Here is a 20,772-nt window from a genome sequence, read left to right on the forward strand (position 1 = left end):
GAGCCGGGGCCGATGGAGGCGACGGTGCCTGACGAGCGACCTTCTGCGGAAGGGCCCGCCACATTCCGCGAAGTTTTCGCCCAGCACGAGTTCCGGGCCGTGTTCGTGGCTGGCACCCTCTCCTGGGTCGGCGACTACGTCGCGAAGGCCGCCGTCACCCTGCTCGTCTATCAGCAGACCCGGTCCGTCGCGCTCTCCGCGATCGCCTTCGCGGTCAGCTTCCTGCCCTGGCTGCTCGGCGGTCCCGTGCTCGCCGCACTCGCGGAGCGCTACCCGTACCGACGGGTGATGGTGGCGTGCGACCTCATCCGAATGGCGCTGATGCTGCTCATCGCTATTCCGAGCCTGCCGTACCAGGCGGTGCTGGTGCTCATCTTCGCCGCCACCCTGGCCAATCCGCCGAGCCAGGCGGCGAAGTCCGCGCTGATCCCGCAGCTGCTCACGGGGGACCGACTGGTGCTGGGGCTGTCGCTGAACAGCAGCGTCGGGCAGGCCGCCCAGGTCGTGGGGTACGTCTTCGGCGCCGGTGTCGCAGCGATCGACCCGGAGGCGGCGCTGCTGTTCAACGCGGCCACGTTCGGTCTCTCGGCGCTGTTGGTTCGGCTCGGGGTACGCAACCGCCCGGCGGTGATGAACCCGGCCCACCGCAGTCATCTGCTGCGGGAGACTCGCCAGGGGTTCGACATCGTGTTCCGCACGCCGGTGCTGCGGGCCATCGCGGTGCTGGTGTTCAGCGCGATGCTCTTCTCGATCGTTCCTGAGGGTCTGGCCGCGGCCTGGGCCAGCGAGGAGAGCCGCGGCGCGCTGAGTGCGGGCACGGCACAAGCAGCGATCATGGTGGCCAACCCGGTCGGCTTCATCCTCGGCGGGTTGCTGGTGAGTCGCCTGTTCGGGCCGGCTCGCCGGCTGAAGCTGATGCGGCCGCTCGCGGTGCTGGCCCCGCTGATGCTCGTACCGGTGCTACTCGACCCCCCGCCGCTGGTGGTCGCGCTGCTCGCCGCCCTCTGCGGTTTCGCGGTCGCCGGCATGATCCCGATGGCCAACGGGTTGTTCGTCCAGGCGCTGCCCAACGGGTTCCGGGCCCGCGCCTTCGGGGTGATGGCCACCGGCATACAGGTCATCCAGGGTCTCGCGGTGCTGGTCACCGGGATGCTCGCCGAACGGTTCCCCATTCCGGTCGTGGTCGGGGTGTGGAGCGCGGCCGGGGTGGTGCTGATGGCGGTGGCCGCCCTGCGCTGGCCGGACCAGCAGACGGTGGACGACGCGATCGCTGCCGCCTCGCTGGCCAACGCCGATCCGCCGCCCTCCGGGCCCGGCGACCCGGCCAGCGACGGCCCGGTGGGAGGCACGTCCGACCCTCATGCCGGGGACGGCCACCGCCGGCACGCGGTCACCTGACCGTCGAAGCGACGTCCGCCCGAGCGGGCCGGGTGACCGACATTCGGGGTTGTCGACAGGGCGTGATCCGACGCACGCCGTGCGGGTCGGGTCGGCACCGGGCGCACCTGGCAGGATGGAACTGTGAATTCCGCAGGTGAATCCGACCGTCCCGGGGCGTCGATGACCCTCTTCGAAGCGGTCGGCGGCGAACCCACCTTCCGCAAGCTGGTCGACGAGTTCTACGCCGGCGTCGCCACCGACCCCCTGCTCCGGCCCATGTACCCGGAGGAGGACCTGGGCCCGGCCGCGGACCGGATGACCCTGTTCCTGATGCAGTACTGGGGCGGACCGAACACGTACTCCGCCCAGCGCGGGCACCCGCGGCTGCGGATGCGCCACGCGCCGTTCCGGATCGGCGCGGCCGAACGGGACGCCTGGCTGCGGAACATGCGCCGCGCCGTGGACCGGCTCGACCTTGAGCCGGAGGTCGCCGGCACCCTCTGGGACTACCTGGAGCGGGCCGCGTACTTCATGGTCAACGTCGAGGAAGACCCGGCCAACGGCGGCTGACCCACAGGACCCGGAGCGGCGTCAGAGCAGCGCACCCTCATCGTGCAGCCAGTCCACGAAGCTGGTGGCGACCGCCGCGCCGCAGTCGAGCATCTCGACCAGGAGCGCGTCGTGGGTGCCGGCACCGAGTGGCACCTGGAGCTCGGCGTAGATCGGTAGCTGACCGCGCTCGGTCGGGTCACCGATGTACGCCTTGCAGAACCGGCGGGTGTGGTTCCACTCGTTGACCACCCGGTACGCCCGGTCGGCCCAGTCCGGCGGGACCGTGGCGTGCGGACGTGCCCGCATGACCAGGATCTCGTCCTCCGGCCCTTCGAGGGTGACCAGCACCGCGTGCCGCTCCCACATCGCCAGCAGGTTGCCGTCGCCGTCGGCCAGGTAACGGACGTCGAGCAGATCGAGCGCGTCACAGACCCGGCGCAGACTCACCGGCTCGACGGTGGCGGGCATCTCGGTCAGCACGGGCCGCTCGTTGGACGGGCAGTCGTCCCCCGGCTGGCGAGGGCTGGGCGGTCCGATCCGGACCGCGTTATCGACTGTGATCCCGCTTCGGGTTTCCGGATCGCCGCCGTCGGCGGGACCGGGGCGCCATGACCACCACGGCATCGCTCGCGCACCTCACTCCCCAGCGGATCCAGTCGCCTACGGTGCGTTGGATCCGAGGATGGACGGTACCCGGACAGCCGGGTTGAAGCATCCCCCCACCGACCGCCCCTGACCAGAAGAATGACCCGGGGTCATCCGTTCGGACGAGCGCTCAGCGGCGTCACGGCAAGATCCGTGGCCTTCTGCAACCAAGCCGCTCCATGCAGTCCCACCAGGCCGACCCAACGACCGGCCACCCGCACCTGAACGGCGTTTCCGCCCTCGTCATCCGCAGAGCCGTCGGAGGCGCCGAGGAAGCCCATCCGGACCACCCCCTGCACCAGCCGCTGCGACACCTCGACCGGCGCGGCCGGCGCCCCGTCCGGGGTGATCAGCACCGCCACGTGGTCGAGCAACGCGTCACGCAGGGCCCGCTGGCCCACGGCACGGCCGGCCACACCCTGCTCGCTCGCCGTCCGCAGGGTGCCCGCCGCCGCGTCCGCGATCCGTCGCAACTCGGCAACGGGCAGCGCCTCCACCTGGTGGCTCCGCGTCGGCGGCAGCGGCCAGCGCCACTGGGCGTCCCGGCGGGTCGGCAGGGTCGCACCGCCCCGCTCCAGCTCGGCGAGCAGCTCCCCGGCTGCCACGGTGACGTCCTCGGCGTCGCCGTCCGCCGGCCCACCGGCAACCGTGCGGACCACCAGGACCTGCCACGGCAGCCGGGCCCAGAGGGCGACCCGGCCCGGTGCGCCGGCCGGCCGCAGCCGGACCGGCGCGACCGGATCCAACCGGACCAGCCGGGCCAGGAAGGCGCCCGCGTCCGCCACACCGGCAATACCGTGGGTGGACGCCGCCACCCGGCCGGGCTCGGCGGTGCCCGGCCGGGTCACGCGGCACCGCCCTGCGGCGCGTACGTGAGCAGGAAGTCGCGTTCCTCGGTGGTGATCCGTCGGGGCACCTGGCGGGTCAGGTCGAACGGCACCAGCACCGAACGGGCACGGCTGGCCAGCACCTCGCCGTCGTACAGCTCGTAGGCGACGGTGAACCGGGAGGCCCGGATCTCCTCCACCCACAGCTCGATCCGCACCGTGGGTGCGGCCTCCGCGGTGGCCCGACCGAGCGCGTAGTCGACCGGGCGCAGGTAGTCGACCTCGTGCCGGCGGATCACCACGCCGTCGGCGAACGAGCCGACGCCCCAGGCCCGGCCGCCGGCGAACATCAACGCCACCCGCGCCTCCTCGTACAGGGTGAGGAAGCGCGAGTTGTTGACGTGGCCGTACGCGTCCAGGTCGGACCAGCGAAGGGTGCAGTGGTAGACGAAGCGGTCAGACACCTTCTCGGCCGGTCAGTCGCGGGTCAGCTTGCGGTAGGTCACCCGGTGCGGCCGGGCGGCCTCCGCGCCGAGGCGGTCGATCTTGTTCTTCTCGTACGCCTCGAAGTTGCCCTCGAACCAGAACCACCGGGACGGGTCCTGGTCGTCGCCCTCCCAGGCCAGGATGTGCGTGGCGACGCGGTCCAGGAACATCCGGTCGTGCGAGATGACCACGGCGCAGCCGGGGAACTCCAGCAGCGCGTTCTCCAGGCTGGACAGCGTCTCCACGTCCAGGTCGTTCGTCGGCTCGTCGAGCAGGATGACGTTGCCGCCGATCTTCAGGGTCAGCGCCAGGTTGAGCCGGTTGCGCTCACCGCCGGAGAGCACCTTCGTCGGCTTCTGCTGGTCCGGTCCCTTGAAGCCGAACGCGGCGATGTACGCCCGCGACGGCATCTCGACCTTGCCCACCATCAGGTAGTCCAGCCCGTCGGAGACGACCTCCCAGACGGTCTTGTCGCCGTTGAGGCCTTCGCGGTTCTGGTCGACGTACGACAGCGAGACGGTCGGGCCGACGCGGACCTGGCCGCCGGTCGGCTCTTCCAGCCCGACGATGGTCTTGAACAGGGTGGTCTTGCCGACGCCGTTGGGGCCGATGATGCCGACGATGCCGTTGCGCGGCAGCGAGAACGACAGGTTGTCGATCAGCAGCCGGTCGCCGAAGCCCTTGCTGAGGTCGACCGCCTCGATCACCGTGCTGCCCAGGCGCGGGCCCGGCGGGATCTGGATCTCCTCGAAGTCGAGCTTGCGGGTCTTCTCCGCCTCGTTGGCCATCTCGTCGTACCGGTCCAGGCGGGCCTTGGACTTGGTCTGGCGGGCCTTGGCGTTGGAGCGGACCCACTCCAGTTCCTCGGTGAGGCGCTTCTTCATCTTGGCGTCGCGGCGACCCTCGACGGCCAGGCGGGCGGCCTTCTTCTCCAGGTAGGTGGAGTAGTTGCCCTCGTAACCGATGGCCCGGCCGCGGTCCAGCTCCAGGATCCAGCCGGCCACGTTGTCGAGGAAGTACCGGTCGTGGGTGATCGCCATGACGGTGCCGGCGTACTTGGCGAGGTGCTGCTCCAGCCAGGAGACGCTCTCCGCGTCCAGGTGGTTGGTGGGCTCGTCGAGCAGCAGCAGGTCGGGCGCCTCCAGCAGCAGCTTGCAGAGCGCGACCCGGCGACGCTCACCACCGGAGAGCTGGGTCACGTCGGCGTCCGGCGGCGGGCAGCGCAGCGCGTCCATGGCCAGTTCGAGCTTGGAGTCGACGTCCCAGGCGTCGAGGTGGTCGAGCTCCTCCTGGAGCTTGCCCATCTCCTCCATCAGCTCGTCGGAGTAGTCGGTGGCCATCTGCTCGGCGATCTTGTTGAACCGCTCCAGCTTGGCCTTGGTCTCGGCGACCGCCTCCTCGACGTTGCCGAGCACGGTCTTGGCCTCGTTGAGCGGGGGCTCCTGGGCGAGCATGCCGACGGTGTAGCCGGGCATGAGTCGGGCCTCGCCGTTGCTCGGCTTGTCCAGCCCTGCCATGATCTTGAGGAGGCTGGACTTACCGGCGCCGTTCGGACCGAGCACACCGATCTTGGCTCCCGGCAGGAAGCTCAACGTGACGTTGTCGAGCACGACCTTGTCGCCGTGCGCCTTGCGCGCCTTTTCCAGGACGTAGATGTACTGGGCCACGGTGCGGGCTACCTCCGTCGGTTGCTGTCGCTGATCGGCGGCGCGGCGCGGGCTGCGAGGACCGCCCGCCGCCGCCGGCCGGGAGCCGGCCGCGCGCACGCCATCGTCAATCCTGACAGGTACGGCGCGCTTCGCCCACATCACCCCGCCCCAGGAGTACGCGGGCGAGCCTCCTTGCCGACCGTGGTATCACCCGCTAGCGTCCTTGGTATGACCAAGAAGATCGCCATCAGCGTGCCGGATGACGTGGCGGAGCGGCTGGCCGAGGAATCCAACGTCTCCGCCTTCATCACCGACTCCGTTCGTCAGCGAATGGCTGGCGAGCGCACGCGGCGGGCACTTCGACAGGTGGGCTTCCAGCTCACTGATGAAGGTCTCGCCGAGGCGGGCAGGCAACTCGACGAGGCACAGGCGAAGATCACTCCGGAACTGCGATCCAAGGCAGCTGCCCTGCTGGGCGCGGCGTCTCGCGGACGGATGACCATTCGTGACTGATGCCGGCCTCGTCCTCGACACGGGCTGCCTCCTCGCCTACTCGGAAGGCATGGAAGCGGTCGGGGAGCAGATAGCGAAAGTCGCGGACAAGGGGCAAGGCGTGATCGTCCCCGCGCTCTGCCTCGCAGCCGCGTACCGCCAGGTGACCAGCGACGGCTGGCCACTGCTCGACATCGTCGGCGACCTGGAGCAGGTCATGGTCACGCCCGTCGAGCACGACATGTGCGCCATTCTCGGCGGCTGGTCGCGAACCCTCGGCGGCATGGACCTGGCCCAGGCTGCGATGGAGGCGGCTCGGGCGATTACACCGATCATGACGGACCGGCGGGAGCTGCTCGGCGAGGTGCTGCCGAAGGAATGGCCGATCATCGACCTCTGACCCGCGGGCTGTCGACAAGATCACCTTTAGGATTCGGCTGGTCCGAGGCGGGTAGGAGACTCCGGCACGGGGCACAAGACGCCGCAGCTACGCTCAGTACGCTCATCGCGGTGGACCCGTCAGTACCCGGAGGTGGCCGATCGTGACCGTCCGTAGCTCCTTTGTCGTAGTGGCGAACCGTCTGCCGGTCGACGAGGTGAGCACACCCGAGGGCCGGCAGTGGCGACGCAGCCCTGGCGGGCTGGTCACCGCGCTGCATCCCGTACTCGCCGAACACAAGGGCACCTGGGTCGGCTGGGCCGGTGGCACCGGCGCGGCCCCCGAGCCGTTCGACCTGGAGGGGATCCGGCTGCACCCGGTCCCGCTCAGCGCCGAGGAGCTGGAGCGCTACTACGAGGGCCAGTCCAACGCGACGATCTGGCCGCTCTACCACGACGCGGTGGAGACGCCGGCCTACAAGCGCCGGTGGCGAGAGGCGTACCGCCTGGTCAACGCCCGGTTCGCGGAGGCCGCAGCCGACGTGGCGGCCGAGGGTGCGACGGTCTGGGTGCAGGACTACCAGCTTCAGTTGGTGCCGGCGATGCTCCGTGAGCTCCGCCCGGACCTGCGGATCGGGTTCTTCCTGCACATCCCGTTCCCGCCCATCGAGCTGTTCATGCAGATGCCGTTCCGCACCGAGATCCTGCGCGGTCTGCTCGGCGCCGACCTGGTCGGTTTCCAGCAGCGGCTGGCCGCGCAGAACTTCGTCCGGCTGGCCCGGCACCTGCTCGGGCTGCGCTACGAGGGGCAGATGATCCAGGTCGACGGTCGGCAGGTGAAGGCGGGCGCCTTCCCCATCTCGATCGACACCCAGGAGATGGAACGGATGGCCGCCGATCCGGCGATCCAGGCCCGGGCCAAGCAGATTCGCGCCGAGCTGGGCGACCCGAAGACGATAATCCTGGGCGTGGACCGGCTGGATTACACCAAGGGCATCGAGTTGCGGCTCAAGGCCTTCCGAGAGCTGCTGGCTGACGGAAAGTTGACAGTTCCCGACGCGGTCATGGTTCAGGTCGCCACGCCCAGCCGCGAGCGCGTGGAGCACTACCAGGCACTACGGGTGAAGGTGGAGCGCGAGGTCGGTCGGATCAACGGCGAGTTCGGCAGGGTCGGCGTGCCGGCGGTCCATTACCTCCATCAGTCGTACAGTCGCAGTGAGCTGGCGGCGATGTACGTTGCTGCCGACGTGATGATGGTGACCCCGCTGCGAGACGGAATGAACCTCGTGGCGAAGGAATACGTAGCATCACGTGCCGACCAGGGTGGCGCGCTCGTACTCAGTGAGTTCGCCGGTGCCGCCACCGAGCTTCGCCAGGCATTTTTGTGTAACCCGCACGACCCGGACGCGGTCAAGGACGCCCTCCTCCGGGCAGTGCACGTGGAGAAAACCGAGGCACGCCGCCGGATGCGGACAATGCAACGTCACCTGCGTACCCACGACGTGGGCCACTGGGCCAAGTCTTTCCTCTCGGAGCTCGGAGTTCCCGAGGCGGAGGCCGAGTGAACACGTCCGTCAACGATGGGGCGGCAACCGCCACCGGGGTCATGGACCCTGAGTTGCGTTCCGCCATCGGCCGAATCGCCCGGGTTCCCCAGCTCCTGGTCGCCTGCGACTACGACGGCACACTGGCGCCGATCGTGGAGGACCCGAGCACGGCCGTCCCGCTGCCCGAGTCGGTAGCCGCGGTCCGCGCGCTCGCCGCGCTGCCGCAGACCACAGTGGCGGTTGTCTCCGGTCGGGCGCTGCGCGACCTGGCCGCCCTCTCGCGGCTGCCCAGCGAGGTGCACCTCGTCGGCAGCCACGGCTCCGAATTCGACATCGGCTTCGTCGAGCGGCTCTCCCCCGAGCTGGTGGCAGTGCGCCAGCAGGTGCGCAACGCGCTGCGCGACATCGCCTCCGCGCACCCGGGCATCCGGCTGGAACGCAAGCCGGCCAGCGTCGCCGTGCACACCCGAGGGGTCGACCCGCAGGTCGCCGCTGCCGCCATCGAGGCGGTCCGCAACGGCCCGGCGACCTTCGACGGGGTCACTGTGACCCAGGGCAAGGAGGTCATCGAGCTCTCCGTCGTGGCCACCCACAAGGGCACCGCACTCGACCAGCTGCGGACCCAGCTCGCCTCCAGCGCTGTGCTGTTCATCGGCGACGACATCACCGACGAGAACGCGTTCGGCCACCTGCACGGTCCCGACCTCGGCATCAAGATCGGCCCGGGTGACACCAAGGCCGGCTACCGGGTCGCCGACCCGCTGGAGGCCGCCCGCGCGCTGGCGCTGCTGCTGGAGACCCGTCGACACTGGCTCTTCGGCGAGCGGGCGGTGCCGATCGAGCGGCACTCCATGCTGGCCAACGGTCGTACCGTCGCTCTGCTCACTCCCGAGGCCAAGGTGAGCTGGCTCTGCCACCCCAAGCCGGACTCGGCGGCGATCTTCGCCGACCTGGTGGGTGGCAGCCCGGCCGGTCACTTCAGCGTCGCCCCGGAACGCGGCGGCATCCCGCTGGGCCAGCGCTACCGCTCCGGCACGATGACAGTGGAGACCCGGTGGTCCGGGCTCACCGTCACCGACTGGCTGGACAAGCCGGCCCGCGAGACCACTCCTGACGACAGCCCGGCGGTCATCACCGGTGACTCGACACTGGTCCGGGTGCTGACCGGGGGTGGCAAGGCCAAGGTGGAGTTCGCGCCGCGGCCCGAGTTCGGTCAGGTCGCCGTGCAGTTGCAGCCGATCGGCGACGGCCTGCTGGTGCTCGGCTCCAACGAGCCGGTCGCGCTCTACGCCCCCGGTGTGGAGTGGGAGGTCGGCAACGACGGCGGCTACGAGACCGCCAAGGCGATCGTCGACCTCTCCGCCGCCGGTGGCCAGGTCGTGCTGGAGCTGCGCTTCGGCACCCACAGCCTGGAGCACCACCGGGTGCCGATCCACGAGCGGCAGGCCGCCGCCGAGCAGCCGTGGAAGGACTGGGTGGCCTCGCTGCGGCTGCCGTCCACGGCCCGTGACCTGGTCGCGCGCAGCGCCCTCACACTGCGGGGGCTCTGCCACGAGGCCACCGGCTCGATCCTGGCCGCGGCGACCACCTCGCTCCCCGAGGAGCTGGGCGGCGTCCGCAACTGGGACTACCGCTACTGCTGGCTTCGCGACGCCGCGCTGACCGCCCGCGCACTCGTCGACCTGGGCTCCGTCGAGGAGGCCGAGGCGCTGCTGCGCTGGGTGGACGGCTGCATCGAGCGCACCGGCGGGCACCCGGAGCGGCTGCACCCGCTCTACACGATCGACGGGTACGAGCTGGGCGCCGAGGCGGTCATCGACACGCTGCCCGGGTACGCCGGCTCCCGGCCGGTCCGGGTCGGCAACCTCGCCAACCACCAGTTGCAGCTGGACGTCTTCGGCCCGATCGCCGACCTGATCGCTGCCGTCGCCGACGCTCGCGGTTCGGTTCGCGACGACGAGTGGCGGGTCCTGGAGAACATGGTCGAGGCGGTCCGCCGCCGCTGGCACGAGCCCGACCACGGCATCTGGGAGGCCCGGCTGCCACCCCGGCACCATGTCTTCTCCAAGGTGATGTGCTGGATGACCGTCGACCGCGCGCTGCACGTGATGCGCGAGCACGGCGGCGAGGACCGGCCCGAGTGGAAGGACCTGCGCGACCGGATCGGCGCCAACGTGCTGGAGCACGGCTGGCACTCCGACGTCGAGGCGTACAGCGTCGCGTACGGGGACGAGGACATGGACGCCTCGTCGCTCTGGATCGGGCTCTCCGGCCTGCTCCCGGGTGACGACCCGCGCTTCCTGTCCACAGTCCTGCGGATCGAGGCGGACCTGCGCAGCGGCCCGGTCGTCTACCGCTACCACTGGGACGACGGCCTGCCCGGCCGCGAGGGCGGTTTCCACATCTGCACGGCGTGGCTGATCGAGGCGTACCTGCGCACCGGCCGCCGCACCGACGCCGAGGAACTGTTCGCGCAGATGGTGCTGACCGCCGGCCCGACCGGCCTGCTCCCCGAGCAGTACGACCCACTCGCCGAGCGCGGGCTGGGCAACCACCCGCAGGCGTACAGCCACCTCGGACTGATCCGCTGCGCCCTGCTGCTGGACAACATGCTCAAGCAGTAGTTCGACCGCACACACGACGACGGGGCCGGAGCGCATGCTCCGGCCCCGTCGGCTGTCCGGCCCGTCAGACTGTGGCCGCACCGACTCCGCCGGGTCAGTCTGTACGCCGCGGCCTGCGGTCGCCCGCGCGTCGGGCTTTTGCCGGGCTGATCCGCGCGGAGTGTTCGGGACAGTCCCGAACAGGCTGAACCCTTCACGGCGGAATTGCCATAGTGAACGATGGATGGGTATCAGCCACTCCGCCTCATCCGCTGCGGTAACCACCTTGAACAAATCGGGAGACGCTGTGCTAAAACGCAATGCCATACGGTTGGCCGCCGTTGCTGGAGCCGCCTTACTGGCCTTTGGAATTGCCCCGTACCAGGCTTCAGCTGACACCTCTGTCGACAAATCGGTTGCGGCGGCAGCAGTGCCTATCGTGCCAGTGGAATCCAACGTTGCGGAATCCTTTGGACCTCCCGGGCAAGATTCACTTTGCACTTATGCAGGCTTCGCCGCAGGCTGCTTCAGGCCATACGGCGATGTCTTTTATGTGCAGGACTCCCGAGCCAATCTGAGCAGCCCCTACCTGCACTGGCAGAACCAGCTTCGCGGCCCCAACGGATCCTGGACGCTCTACCGCGCCGGTAAGTGCTGGAACATGCTGGACGCCCCGAACTGGGGGGTCTGCAACAAGGATTTCTACGAGCACTCAACGGTGCGGTCGAATGGCGGCCAGGGAAGTCAGCTCAGATGGCGATTGTGCGCTCCCGCCCCGGCAGGTAGCGATAGTTGCTCCGCCTGGACGGGCTGGATCAACAACGACCAGTGACGGACCGCGCCGGGGATTGCGCTCCTATTGCCTAAAGCAGAGCCGGGGGTATCCCACATCGGCGCGTTTGGCAACACCCCTCCGCTAGCCTGCCACGCCCGTGGTGCCGGTGCCGGCACTACGGGCGTGGCGGCTGCCCCGGCCCGCATCGGGCTGGCCTGCTGGACAACATGCTCAAGCAGTAGTCGACAGCTCATGTGACGGGGCCGGAGCGCATGCTCTGGCCCCGTCAGTCACTGCGGGTACGGCAGGCTCGGTTGCCACCCGTGCAGGCGGGCGCCGAGGTCGGTGGGCACCGTCCAGTGCGCGTACGGCAGCACCGCGCTGCTGCCGGTATGGATCAGGCACAGTAGTGGGGCGTCGCCGGTGTGGTCGAGCGCGAGCTTCGGTTTACGGGCCGCGCCGACGCCGCCGAGGCCAAACAGGACAACCGGGTCCCGGACCGGAAGTCCTTGTGCCTGCCGGGCGTCACGCCAACCTCGGTACGCCGCGTCCAGCCGCCAGGGCGCGAGGTCGGCGAGACCGCGGTACAGGTTCGCCACCCAGGTCGGGGTGAGTTCGGCGTCGGAGAGCCGGTACGGCACCCCGGTCAGCAACGCGTCGAGCTCCGGATCCGTCTCCACGCCGGCGTCGGTCAGCGCCTCGGGCAACGCGCCACGGCGGACGGCCGCGACCGCGGGGGCGGCCTGCTCGACCCGATCGACCTGCCAGCGAAGCCCTGCCGGGGCATTCGCGTGTCGACGGTCCCACAGCCAGCGGGCGTTGTCCCAGCGATGGCGCTGGTTGGCCGGGATCAGCTCGTCGAGGCCGAGGACCAACTCCTCGCCCTCGACCCGCGCGGTGAGCCAGCGGCCCCGCAGGTGCGGCCGCTGCTCGCCGTAGCCGGCCAGTGCTACCACCGCGGACCGCAGGTAGGCACCGGTGTTCCCGCGCGGGAAGTGCCAGCACAACGCGGACCTGTCGATGGCGTCGAGGTCGGCGGCGGCGTCGTCCGACATCACGCCGATCCGGACCGGCGGCGATGCCGCGCTGGCCTGGCGATGGTCGAACTGTCGACGTTCCCGGCGCTGCCGTGTCTCGGCCCGCTCGACCGACGGGCTGACTGAGTACGCCGCCTTCTTCCCGGCCCACCGCAGCACCCCCGCAACGGTCGCCTGCGGGTCGCCGAAGAGCCGGAACGCCAGCAGCTCGTACTCGTCGGACCCGTCGTCCTCGGTCACCTGCAGCTCGTACACCAGGTCGCCGGGCGAGTCCAGGTCGTAGGCGGTGTGCGGGTCACGGCCGAACTCGTTGCCGACGAGCGAGTCGCCCGGCTGTTGGCGATGGCCACGGACCACAGTGACCAGGACGGCCCAGGAGCCGTCCACGTCCGTGCACCTCAGAGTCCGGACCGGAGCAGTGCGCCATCGCGAGGGTAGGTCCTCGAAGGTGGTGGTCAGGCCGGGGCTTTCGCACCGCAGCGCGACCGGTGTGAGCAGTTCGGTGCGCCACGTCTCGTGAGGATCCTTCACGGTGAGCATGAGCGACATTGTGTCGGCAGCCACCGACAACCGCCGCAGCTGGCAATCGTCGACGGTTTCCGTTACGCGCTAACGGAAACCGTCGCCGTGTTCGGTCGCCGGTCAGCCGTCGAGCGCGCCCACCACGTCGCCCACCACGACGACGGCGGGTGGCCGCAGGTCGGCGGCGAGCGTCTCGGCCGCGACCGCACCGAGGGTGGACCGCAGGACCCGCTGGGTGCCCGTGGTGGCTTCCTGGACGACGGCGGCCGGCGTCTGCGGCGACCGGCCGTGTGCGATCAGGGTGGCCGTGATGGCGGCGAGGTTCTTCAGCCCCATCAGGATCACCAGGGTGCCGTGCAGACCGGCGAGGGCGTCCCAGCGCACCAGCGAGGCCGGCGCGTCGGGTGCCAGGTGCCCGGAGACCACAGTGAACTCGTGCGCCACCCCCCGGTGGGTGACCGGAATACCGGCCGCGGCCGGCGCGGCGATGGAGCTGGTCACCCCGGGCACCACTGTCACCGGCACGCCCGCCGCCGCGCAGGCCAACAGCTCCTCGCCACCGCGCCCGAAGACGTACGGGTCACCGCCCTTGAGCCGCACCACGAAGGCTCCGGCCAGGGCCCTGTCGACCAGGATCTGGTTGATCTCCTCCTGCGCCCGGGACGGGCCGTAGGGGATCTTCGAGGCGTCCACCAGCTCGACGTCGGGGCGCAGCTCGTCCAGGAGCAGCCCGGGCACCAGCCGGTCGGCGACCACCACGTCGGCCTCGGTGAGCAGCCGCCAACCCTTCACGGTGATCAGCTCCGGGTCCCCCGGCCCCGCCCCGACCAGCGACACCCGCCCGGCCTGCTCTCCGCCGGTCGTCCCAGTGGAAGCGTCGGGCCGGCCAGCGGTCCCGTCCGGTGCCAGGCGCACGGCGAGCAGGTCGCGGATCGCGTCGCGGACTGTCATCGCCCGGCGGGGGTCGCCGCCGCCGAGCACCGCCACTGTGACCGGGCCGTGTCGGGTCACCGCCGGGGTCCAGGCGGTGGCGGCCGTCCGGTCGTCGGCCCGGACGCAGAAGATCCGCCGCTCGGCGGCGACGGCGCTCACCGAAGCCGCCGCGATCGGGTCGTCGACAGCGACCTGGACCAGCCAGGCGCCGTCCAGGTCCTCGGGTACGAACCGGCGCGACACCCAGTGCAGCCGACCCGCGTCGACCCGGGCACGCAGCGCCGGGGTCAGCTCCGGGGCCACCAGCAGGACGTCCGCACCGGCGTCCAGCAGCGCGGGTACCCGCCGGGTGGCGACCGCGCCGCCACCTACCACGACCACCCGCCGCCCGTGCAGCCGCAAACCCAGGGGGTACGGATTGGAGGTCACGCCGCACCACCGGGGCGGTCGGCTCGTTCGCTGCGCGGGCTCACTTCTCGGCCACCCCTGCGGAGTCGAAGGTGGCCACCTCGTGCAGCACCCGGACAGCGCCGGTGACCACTGGCAACGCCAGCAGCGCGCCGGTGCCCTCGCCGAGGCGCAGCCCCAGGTCGATCAGCGGGTCGAGGCCGAGGTGACGCAACGCGACAGTGGCACCGGGCTCGGCCGAGCGGTGACCGGCGACCATGGCGCAGACCGCGTCCGGGGCGAACGCGGCGGCGGCGAGCGCGGCCGAGACCGCGATCACGCCGTCCAGCAGCACCGGTGTGCGACGCGCTGCGGCCCCCAGGATCAGCCCGGCCAGGGCGGCGTGCTCCAGGCCACCGACGGCGGCCAACACGCCCAGTGGGTCGGCCGGGTCGAGGGTGTGCCGGGCCAGCGCGGCCCGCACCACCGCCACCTTGTGCGCGTACGTCGGGTCGTCGACCCCGGTGCCCCGACCTGTGGTGTCGAGCGGGTCGGCGCCGGTGAACGCGGCGATCAGCACGGCGGCCGGGGTGGTGTTGCCGATGCCCATGTCCCCGGTGAGCAGGATGCCGGCACCGGCGTCGATCAGCTCGTCGGCGATCCGGATGCCGGTCTGCACCGCCGCCAGCGCCTCGTCCCGGGTCAGCGCGGCGGTCACCGTGAGGTCGCGGGTGCCCCGGCGGACGGACGCGACAACCAGCCGAGGCGCGGCCGGGTCGAGCACGGCCGGGTCGAGCACTGCCGGTTCGGTGGGCAGCGGGGTGGCCACGCCGACGTCGACCACTGTGACCGAGGCGCCGGCCTGCCTGGCGAACGCGTTGACCACCGCTCCACCGGCCAGGAAATTGCCGATCATCTGCGCGGTGACCTCCTGCGGCCAGGGGCTCACCCGCTGGGCGTGCACCCCGTGGTCGCCGGCGAAGATCGCCACCGCGGCCGGCTCGGGCAGCGGTGGTGGGCAGGCTCCGGCCAGGCCGGCGAGGCGTACCGAAAGCTCCTCCAGCGCGCCCAGCGAGCCCGCCGGCTTGGTCAGCCGGCCGTGCAGTTCCCGGGCGGCTGCCATCGCCGCGTCGTCCGCCGGGCGGATCGCCGCGATCGTGGTCTCCAGCATCATGCCTCCATGGTCTCGCGCAGCACGTCGATGAACGCGTCGGTGGTGTTTCGGTCGCGTACGGCCACCCGCAGCCAGTCCGGGCCGAGGCCGGGGAACGTGTCGCCTCGGCGCACCGCCCAGCCGCGCTCTCGCAGGGCGGCCCGGATCGCTGTCGCACCCGGCAGGTGCAGCAGGACGAACGCGCTGGCGGGACGGCCGACGACGCGTACACCGGGCAGGTCGGTGAGGCGCGCGACCAGGTGGTCGCGGTCGGCGGCGAGGTCGGCGGCGATCGCGCGTTCGGCCTGGACCGCGACGGTGCTGGCGCAGGCCGACGCGGCCGCCAGCGCGGGCGTGGAGACGGCCCAGAGCGGTTGGACGGCGGCCAGTCGGGACAGCAGCTCCGCGGCGCCGAGCAGGTAGCCGATCCGCAGGCCGGCCAGGCCCCACGTCTTGGTGAGGCTACGCACCACGAGCAGCCCGGGCAGGTCGCGGCGTTCGGCCAGCGACTCCGGTTCGCCGGGGTGCCCGGGGGCGATTGTGGTGTCGGCGAACGCCTCGTCGACCACAAGTACCCGGCCGGGGCGGGCCAGCGCGGCCACCGCCTGGCCGGGGTGCAGCACCGAGGTCGGGTTCGTCGGGTTGCCGATCATCACGAGGTCGGCGTCGGCGGGCACCCGGGACGGGTCGAGCCGGAAGTCGTCGGCCGCGTCGAGCAGCACCCGCTCGACCGGGTGCCCGGCGGCCCGCAGCGCCGCCTCCGGCTCGGTGAACTGGGGGTGCACCACCACCGGCCGGCGAACGCCGCGCAGCGCCTGGGCGATCAGCACGAAGCCCTCGGCGGCGCCGGCGGTGAGCAGCACCTCGTTCGGATGACGGCGGTGGCGGGCGGCGACCGCCGCACGGGCCGGCGCCGGGTCCGGATAGCGGGCCAGATCGGTAAGGGTCGCGGCGATCGGGTCGGCCAGCCAGGCGGGCGGCCGCGCCCGACGGACATTGACGGCGAGGTCGATCAGCCCGGCTGTCGCCTCCGCGTCGCCGTGGTGGGCGAGGTCCGGCTCGATCCCGGCGGGCGGGGCGACAGTGCTCGGCTGATCGGACATGTCCGCGATCCTGCCGGGAAGGTGGCCGGCGGGACAGTCGATCTCGGCGTAAGCCACGTCACCACTCGCCGGTTTAAGAGTTCTTCTCATGTACGAATCGGAAATGTCATAACTTGACCTGGTGAGCAACCGACCCCTTGCTGCCGCTGGTCGACTCGTCCCTCTCCTCCGCGCCGGACTGATCGCCGGAATCGTGATCGCCGCCGCCGCCTACCCGCTGGTCGCCCTCACCGGGCTCGGCGCGAAGGCCACAGCGCACGCCGTGGACCAGAAGACCCGGGTGCTGAAGACCGCCCTGCCCGCCGAGACCTCGTACGTCTACGGCCCGGACGGCAAGACGGTGCTGACCATGTTCTACGAGGAGTACCGGCAGTACACCAAGCTGTCGGACATGTCGCCGAACATCCAGCAGGCGATCGTCGCCGCCGAGGATTCGCGCTTCTACCAGCACCACGGCGTCGACCCGAAGGGCGTGGCCCGGGCCTTCGTCTCCAACGCCCGCTCCGGCGGCTCCCAGGGCGCCTCGACGCTGACCATGCAGTACGTCCGGATGGCCCTGCGGGACAGCGCGACCACGCCCAAGGAGGTCCAGGAAGCCACCCAGCAGACCAGCCTGCGCAAGGTCAAGGAGATGCGGATGGCGCTGGACCTGGAGAAGGAGATCAGCAAGGAAGAGATCATGGAGCGTTACCTGAACTCGGCGTACTTCGGGCACCGGGCGTACGGCATCTACGCGGCCAGCGAGATCTTCTTCTCCAAGACCCCCAAGGACCTCACCCCGGTCGAGGCCGCCACCCTCGCCGGGCTGGTCAAGTCCCCGTCCGAGTACGACCCGGCCGACTCCGACCAGAAGGAGGCAACCGGGCGGCGCAACTACGTGCTGGACCGGATGAGCCAACTGGGGTACCTCTCCCCCGACTCGGCCACCGCCGCCAAGTCCGAGCCGATCCGGCTCAAGCTGACGACCCCGCCGCACGACTGCGCCGCCGTGGCGGAGAAGTACAACAGCTGGGGCTTCGCCTGCGACTACCTGAAGAACTGGTGGAGTGCGCAGCCCGCGTTCGGGGCGAACCGGCTGGAGCGGATGGACAACCTGCGCCGGGGCGGCTACCGGATCGTGCTCAGCCTCGACCCGAAGGTCCAGGAGGCGGCGGAGAAGAGCGTCGGCGCCAAGGACGCCACCGGCAGCCCGTTCGCCAACGGGATCGTGGTCTCCGAGCCGGGCACCGGGCGGGTGAAGGCGATGGCGGTGAACCGGACGTACTCGCTGGACCTGGCCGAGAACCCGCAGAGCTCCAACCCCGAGGCCGGGCCCAAGGTGAAGGCCAACTATCCGAACACTGTGGCACCGCTGCTCGGTGGCGGTGACCTGGCGGGCTACCAGGCCGGGTCGACGTTCAAGATGTTCCCGATGCTGGCCGCGCTGGACGCGGGGATGACCCTGTCCACCTCCTTCAACGCGCCCTACCGCTACCGGTCGGAGGTCTACGACGGGTGGGCGCCCTCCAACGCCAGCGGCGCGATGACCGGCCAGCAGACCATGTGGTCCGGCTTCGGTAAGTCGGTGAACACGTACTTCGTCTGGCTGGAGGAAAAGGTCGGCGCGGACCGGGCGGTCCGGCTGGCCGAGCAGCTCGGGCTGCGGTGGCGGACCGACGTCGACCGGGACCACGCGTCCCCGACCAAGGCGAAGCAGTGGGGCGCGTTCACCCTGGGCGTCTCCGACGCCACACCGCTGGAGATGGCGAACGCGTACGCCGCCGTCGCGGCCGACGGCCGCTACTGCGAGGCCATCCCCGTGCAGGCGATCATGAACCGGGACGGCACACCTGCCACGTACGCGACCCCGGGTGGCCTCCACCGGGAGGTGGCCAAGCCGCGCTGCCGGCAGGTGGTCAGCGCGGACGCCGCTCGGGCGGCCACCGACGCGGCGCGCTGCCCGACCGGAGACACCCCGGCGCGCGGCAGCTGCGGCGGCTGGTCCACCGCCGACAGCGTGCGGGGCACCGTCGGGCGGCCGGTGGCCGGCAAGACCGGTACGACAGACAGCACCCGGTCCGCCTGGTTCGTCGGCTACACCCCGGAGTTGGCCGCGGCGAGCTTCATCTCCGACCCGGACAATCCGTTCAACGCGGTCGGTGACGGGCAGTCCCAGATCCCGATCAAGGCGGTCTCGGAAACCCTGCGCGACGGCCTGAAAGGCACCCCGACCCGCCAGTTCACCCCACCGTCGGACGCCATCGTCGGCTGACGGTTGGTCGCAGGTCGGTGCGCGCGGCTCAGCGCAGGTCGGCGGCGACGAACGACCACAGCTCCAGATCCACCCGGCCGCCGCTGACGAACCCGGCGTTACGCAGCAGACCCTCGTAGCTGAACCCGGCCTTCTCCGCGACCCGGCGCGAGGCCAGGTTGCCGGGCGCCACCCGCAGCTCGACCCGTTGGAAGCCGTGCTCCAGGATCAGCGCGATGGCCACCGCGTCGACCGCCTCGGCGGCGAAGCCGAAGCCCCGCGCGTGCGACGCCATCGCGTAGGAGATCTCGGTGAGGCGGGCGCCCCAGTCGGTGCGCCGCGTCCACAGCGAGCCCACCACCTGGTCGTCCTCCCGCCGGAGCACCGCGTAGTGGTCACCCTCCCCGCTGTCGCGCCGCTGCCGGGCCAGATCGGTGCACCAGGCCAGCCCGTCGATCGGGCCGGAGTCGTCGGGCAGCGGCAGCCAACGCCGGGTCAGCTTGTCGGCGAAGATCTCCCCGGCCGCCGCCGCGTCGGCAGCCGTGAGCTGACGCACCTCGGTACGCGGGGTGGAGACGGTCAACGCCGGGAATCTGCGCACCGCCACCTGACCGATCACACCGACACCTCGCCCGACTGCGCGGGTACCACCTCGCTCGTCGGGTCGGCCGCCGCGGCGGCGACCAACCGGGCCGCCGTCGCCGGATGACTCGCCCAGTGCACTGTGAGCTGCGAGGCGTGCACGTTGCGCCAGACGAAGCCCTCCGGTGCGCCGCCGTCCCAGCTCCAGGCCGGGCGCTGACCAGCGCGGGGGGTGAGCACCGCACGGTGCGCCTTGTGCCCGACCAGCACCGTTCCGGTGGCGGCCACCACGCTGTCGGTCTGGGCGGTCGCCTCCCGGTAGCCGGCCACCACCCCGTCGCGGCTGACACCGACAGCGTCCAGGACACCGCACATCGGCAGCCCGTCCAACTCCCGGGCCAGCCAGAGCAGCCCGGCGCCCTCGGCGATCACCGGACGCCCGGTCCGCGCCAACTCGGCCACCGCGATGCAGAGCCGCCGGTTGGCCGACAACTGCTCGGCGTACGCCTCGGGCAGCGCGCCGCCGACGACCAGCGCGCGGGTGCCGACCGGCAGCGCCTCGTCGCGCAGCGGGTCGACGACGACGACCTCGGCGCCGGCGGCCCGGAGCAACTCGGTGGTCTCCGGGTGGCTGAAGCTGCCACCCGGCCCACCGGCCACCGCCACCAGTGGGCGGTTCGCCGGGGGTGTGAACGTGCCCAGGGCCTCCTCGGGAGACCAGGCCGGCGCCGGCAGCGGCGGGGCGGAGCGGGCCAGCCCGAGCAGCCGTTCCAGGTCGACAGTGGCGGCGACGGCCTCACCCAGGCGGCGGACCGCACGGACAGCGTCGGCCGAGTCGTCGACCACCGGCGCCACACCGTGCCGCCGCGACGGCAGCACCGCCGGCAGGTCCTGGCGACGCAGCGCGCCGTAGACCGGCACCCCCACGTCGTCCAACGCCTCGCGCAGCATCCCCTCGTGCCGCGACGACGCCACCCGGTTGAGGATCACCCCTCCGAGCCACAACTGCTCGTCGTACGAGCGGAAACCGTGCACCAGGGCCGCCACCGACTGACCCATCGCTGCCACGTCGACAACGAGCACCACAGGGCTGCGCAGGGCGGCGGCCGCAGCGGCAGTGGACTCCTGCTCGGGACGACCACCGACCGAGTCGTACAGCCCCATGCTGCCCTGCACCACGGCCAGCCCGGCACCGGCGGCACCGTGCGCCACCAGCGGGGCGATCCGGTCGAGGCCGACCAGTCGGGGGTCGATCACCCGGCCCGGCCGACCGGAGGCGAGGCCGAGGTACGCGGCGTCGACGTGGTCCGGCCCGAGCTTGAACCCGGCGACGTCGACCCTTCGCTCGGCCAGTGCGGCGAGCAGCCCGATCGCCAGCGCGTTCTTACCGTGCCCGGAGGACGGCGCGCTGAGCACCAGGCGCGGCACGACGGTCATCATCGACTCCTCGCGAGCGGCGGCGGGTTCGCGACGGGACGACCGAGGCCGATC

Annotated in this window: 18 protein-coding genes; 8 read left to right on the top strand and 10 right to left on the bottom strand. The window is 71.3% G+C overall.

Features of this window, described 5'->3' with window-relative positions; genetic code table 11:
* Positions 1–12: 12 nt before the first annotated feature.
* Both NIE79_RS09115 and NIE79_RS09120 read left to right on the top strand, forming a co-directional pair.
* Positions 13–1,398, top strand: a complete 1,386-nt coding sequence (locus NIE79_RS09115; RefSeq protein WP_238678124.1) for an MFS transporter — start codon at positions 13–15, stop codon at positions 1,396–1,398.
* A gap of 123 nt (positions 1,399–1,521) precedes the next feature.
* Entirely contained in the window at positions 1,522–1,950 is a 429-nt protein-coding gene (locus NIE79_RS09120) for a globin (RefSeq protein WP_308193160.1), read from the top strand.
* A 21-nt stretch (positions 1,951–1,971) separates the two neighbouring features.
* Here the strand turns inward: NIE79_RS09120 and NIE79_RS09125 are convergent, their stop codons facing one another.
* The 4 genes from NIE79_RS09125 to ettA all read right to left on the bottom strand — a co-directional run bounded on the left by NIE79_RS09125 (position 1,972) and on the right by ettA (position 5,557).
* The gene (locus tag NIE79_RS09125; protein ID WP_112676053.1) at positions 1,972–2,556 is read right to left on the bottom strand and encodes a type III secretion system chaperone family protein; all 585 of its coding nucleotides are present in this window, start codon (positions 2,554–2,556) and stop codon (positions 1,972–1,974) included.
* 131 nt (positions 2,557–2,687) lie between these two features.
* Complete coding sequence (locus NIE79_RS09130; RefSeq protein WP_238678126.1) at positions 2,688–3,425, bottom strand: DUF8185 domain-containing protein; 738 nt, start codon at positions 3,423–3,425, stop codon at positions 2,688–2,690.
* Positions 3,422–3,868, bottom strand: a complete 447-nt coding sequence (locus tag NIE79_RS09135; RefSeq protein WP_091405490.1) for an acyl-CoA thioesterase — start codon at positions 3,866–3,868, stop codon at positions 3,422–3,424. The genes NIE79_RS09130 and NIE79_RS09135 overlap by 4 nt, the downstream gene beginning before the upstream one ends.
* 12 nt (positions 3,869–3,880) lie before the next feature.
* Positions 3,881–5,557, bottom strand: a complete 1,677-nt coding sequence (ettA, locus tag NIE79_RS09140) for an energy-dependent translational throttle protein EttA (RefSeq protein ID WP_210786151.1) — start codon at positions 5,555–5,557, stop codon at positions 3,881–3,883.
* A 210-nt stretch (positions 5,558–5,767) separates the two neighbouring features.
* Between ettA and NIE79_RS09145 the strand changes: the two genes are divergently transcribed.
* The 5 genes from NIE79_RS09145 to NIE79_RS09165 all read left to right on the top strand — a co-directional run bounded on the left by NIE79_RS09145 (position 5,768) and on the right by NIE79_RS09165 (position 11,391).
* Complete coding sequence (locus NIE79_RS09145) at positions 5,768–6,052, top strand: hypothetical protein (RefSeq protein ID WP_238678127.1); 285 nt, start codon at positions 5,768–5,770, stop codon at positions 6,050–6,052.
* Positions 6,045–6,431 carry a PIN domain-containing protein gene (locus NIE79_RS09150; protein WP_210786149.1) on the top strand — a complete coding sequence of 129 codons (387 nt, stop codon included), beginning with the start codon at positions 6,045–6,047 and terminating at the stop codon, positions 6,429–6,431. Before NIE79_RS09145 ends, NIE79_RS09150 begins: the two co-directional genes overlap by 8 nt.
* Before the next feature lie 142 nt (positions 6,432–6,573).
* Entirely contained in the window at positions 6,574–7,974 is a 1,401-nt protein-coding gene (locus NIE79_RS09155; RefSeq protein WP_030333449.1) for an alpha,alpha-trehalose-phosphate synthase (UDP-forming), read from the top strand.
* A 41-nt stretch (positions 7,975–8,015) separates the two neighbouring features.
* Positions 8,016–10,580, top strand: coding sequence for a trehalose-phosphatase (otsB, locus tag NIE79_RS09160; RefSeq protein ID WP_238678205.1), 2,565 nt, complete (start codon positions 8,016–8,018; stop codon positions 10,578–10,580).
* Between the two features lie 532 nt (positions 10,581–11,112).
* A complete protein-coding gene (locus tag NIE79_RS09165) occupies positions 11,113–11,391 on the top strand; it encodes a hypothetical protein (RefSeq protein ID WP_238678128.1) in 279 nt (92 codons plus the stop codon).
* 233 nt (positions 11,392–11,624) lie between these two features.
* Here NIE79_RS09165 and NIE79_RS09170 read toward each other — a convergent pair whose 3' ends face one another.
* From NIE79_RS09170 to cobC, 4 genes are all read right to left on the bottom strand, one after another.
* Positions 11,625–12,911, bottom strand: a complete 1,287-nt coding sequence (locus NIE79_RS09170; RefSeq protein ID WP_238678129.1) for a cupin domain-containing protein — start codon at positions 12,909–12,911, stop codon at positions 11,625–11,627.
* 102 nt (positions 12,912–13,013) lie between these two features.
* The gene (gene cobA / locus NIE79_RS09175; RefSeq protein ID WP_238678130.1) at positions 13,014–14,255 is read right to left on the bottom strand and encodes a uroporphyrinogen-III C-methyltransferase; all 1,242 of its coding nucleotides are present in this window, start codon (positions 14,253–14,255) and stop codon (positions 13,014–13,016) included.
* A 40-nt stretch (positions 14,256–14,295) separates the two neighbouring features.
* On the bottom strand, positions 14,296–15,384 hold the full coding sequence (gene cobT / locus NIE79_RS09180; RefSeq protein WP_238678206.1) for a nicotinate-nucleotide--dimethylbenzimidazole phosphoribosyltransferase: 1,089 nt from the start codon (positions 15,382–15,384) through the stop codon (positions 14,296–14,298).
* Complete coding sequence (gene cobC, locus NIE79_RS09185) at positions 15,384–16,469, bottom strand: Rv2231c family histidinol phosphate aminotransferase CobC (protein ID WP_238678131.1); 1,086 nt, start codon at positions 16,467–16,469, stop codon at positions 15,384–15,386. The genes cobT and cobC overlap by 1 nt, the downstream gene beginning before the upstream one ends.
* A gap of 121 nt (positions 16,470–16,590) precedes the next feature.
* On the opposite strand from cobC, the gene NIE79_RS09190 reads away from it, so the two are divergent.
* The gene (locus tag NIE79_RS09190; RefSeq protein WP_238678132.1) at positions 16,591–18,720 is read left to right on the top strand and encodes a transglycosylase domain-containing protein; all 2,130 of its coding nucleotides are present in this window, start codon (positions 16,591–16,593) and stop codon (positions 18,718–18,720) included.
* 28 nt (positions 18,721–18,748) lie between these two features.
* On the opposite strand, the gene NIE79_RS09195 is transcribed toward NIE79_RS09190, so the two are convergent.
* On the bottom strand, positions 18,749–19,318 hold the full coding sequence (locus NIE79_RS09195) for a GNAT family N-acetyltransferase (protein WP_238678133.1): 570 nt from the start codon (positions 19,316–19,318) through the stop codon (positions 18,749–18,751).
* Positions 19,315–20,718, bottom strand: a complete 1,404-nt coding sequence (locus NIE79_RS09200; protein WP_238678134.1) for a cobyrinic acid a,c-diamide synthase CobB — start codon at positions 20,716–20,718, stop codon at positions 19,315–19,317. The genes NIE79_RS09195 and NIE79_RS09200 overlap by 4 nt, the downstream gene beginning before the upstream one ends.
* Between the last annotated feature and the right edge of the window lie 54 nt (positions 20,719–20,772).

The organism is Micromonospora trifolii, from assembly GCF_022229005.1.
Lineage (GTDB): Bacteria > Actinomycetota > Actinomycetes > Mycobacteriales > Micromonosporaceae > Micromonospora > Micromonospora trifolii.

Coding starts and splice junctions, on each gene's coding strand:
- NIE79_RS09145 (WP_238678127.1), top strand. CDS start 5,768: ATGACCAAGAAGATCGCCATCAGCGTGCCGGATGACGTGGCGGAGCGG.
- cobT (WP_238678206.1), bottom strand. CDS start 15,384: ATGCTGGAGACCACGATCGCGGCGATCCGCCCGGCGGACGACGCGGCG.
- cobC (WP_238678131.1), bottom strand. CDS start 16,469: ATGTCCGATCAGCCGAGCACTGTCGCCCCGCCCGCCGGGATCGAGCCG.
- NIE79_RS09115 (WP_238678124.1), top strand. CDS start 13: ATGGAGGCGACGGTGCCTGACGAGCGACCTTCTGCGGAAGGGCCCGCC.
- NIE79_RS09125 (WP_112676053.1), bottom strand. CDS start 2,556: ATGCCGTGGTGGTCATGGCGCCCCGGTCCCGCCGACGGCGGCGATCCG.
- otsB (WP_238678205.1), top strand. CDS start 8,016: ATGGACCCTGAGTTGCGTTCCGCCATCGGCCGAATCGCCCGGGTTCCC.
- NIE79_RS09200 (WP_238678134.1), bottom strand. CDS start 20,718: ATGACCGTCGTGCCGCGCCTGGTGCTCAGCGCGCCGTCCTCCGGGCAC.
- NIE79_RS09170 (WP_238678129.1), bottom strand. CDS start 12,911: ATGCTCACCGTGAAGGATCCTCACGAGACGTGGCGCACCGAACTGCTC.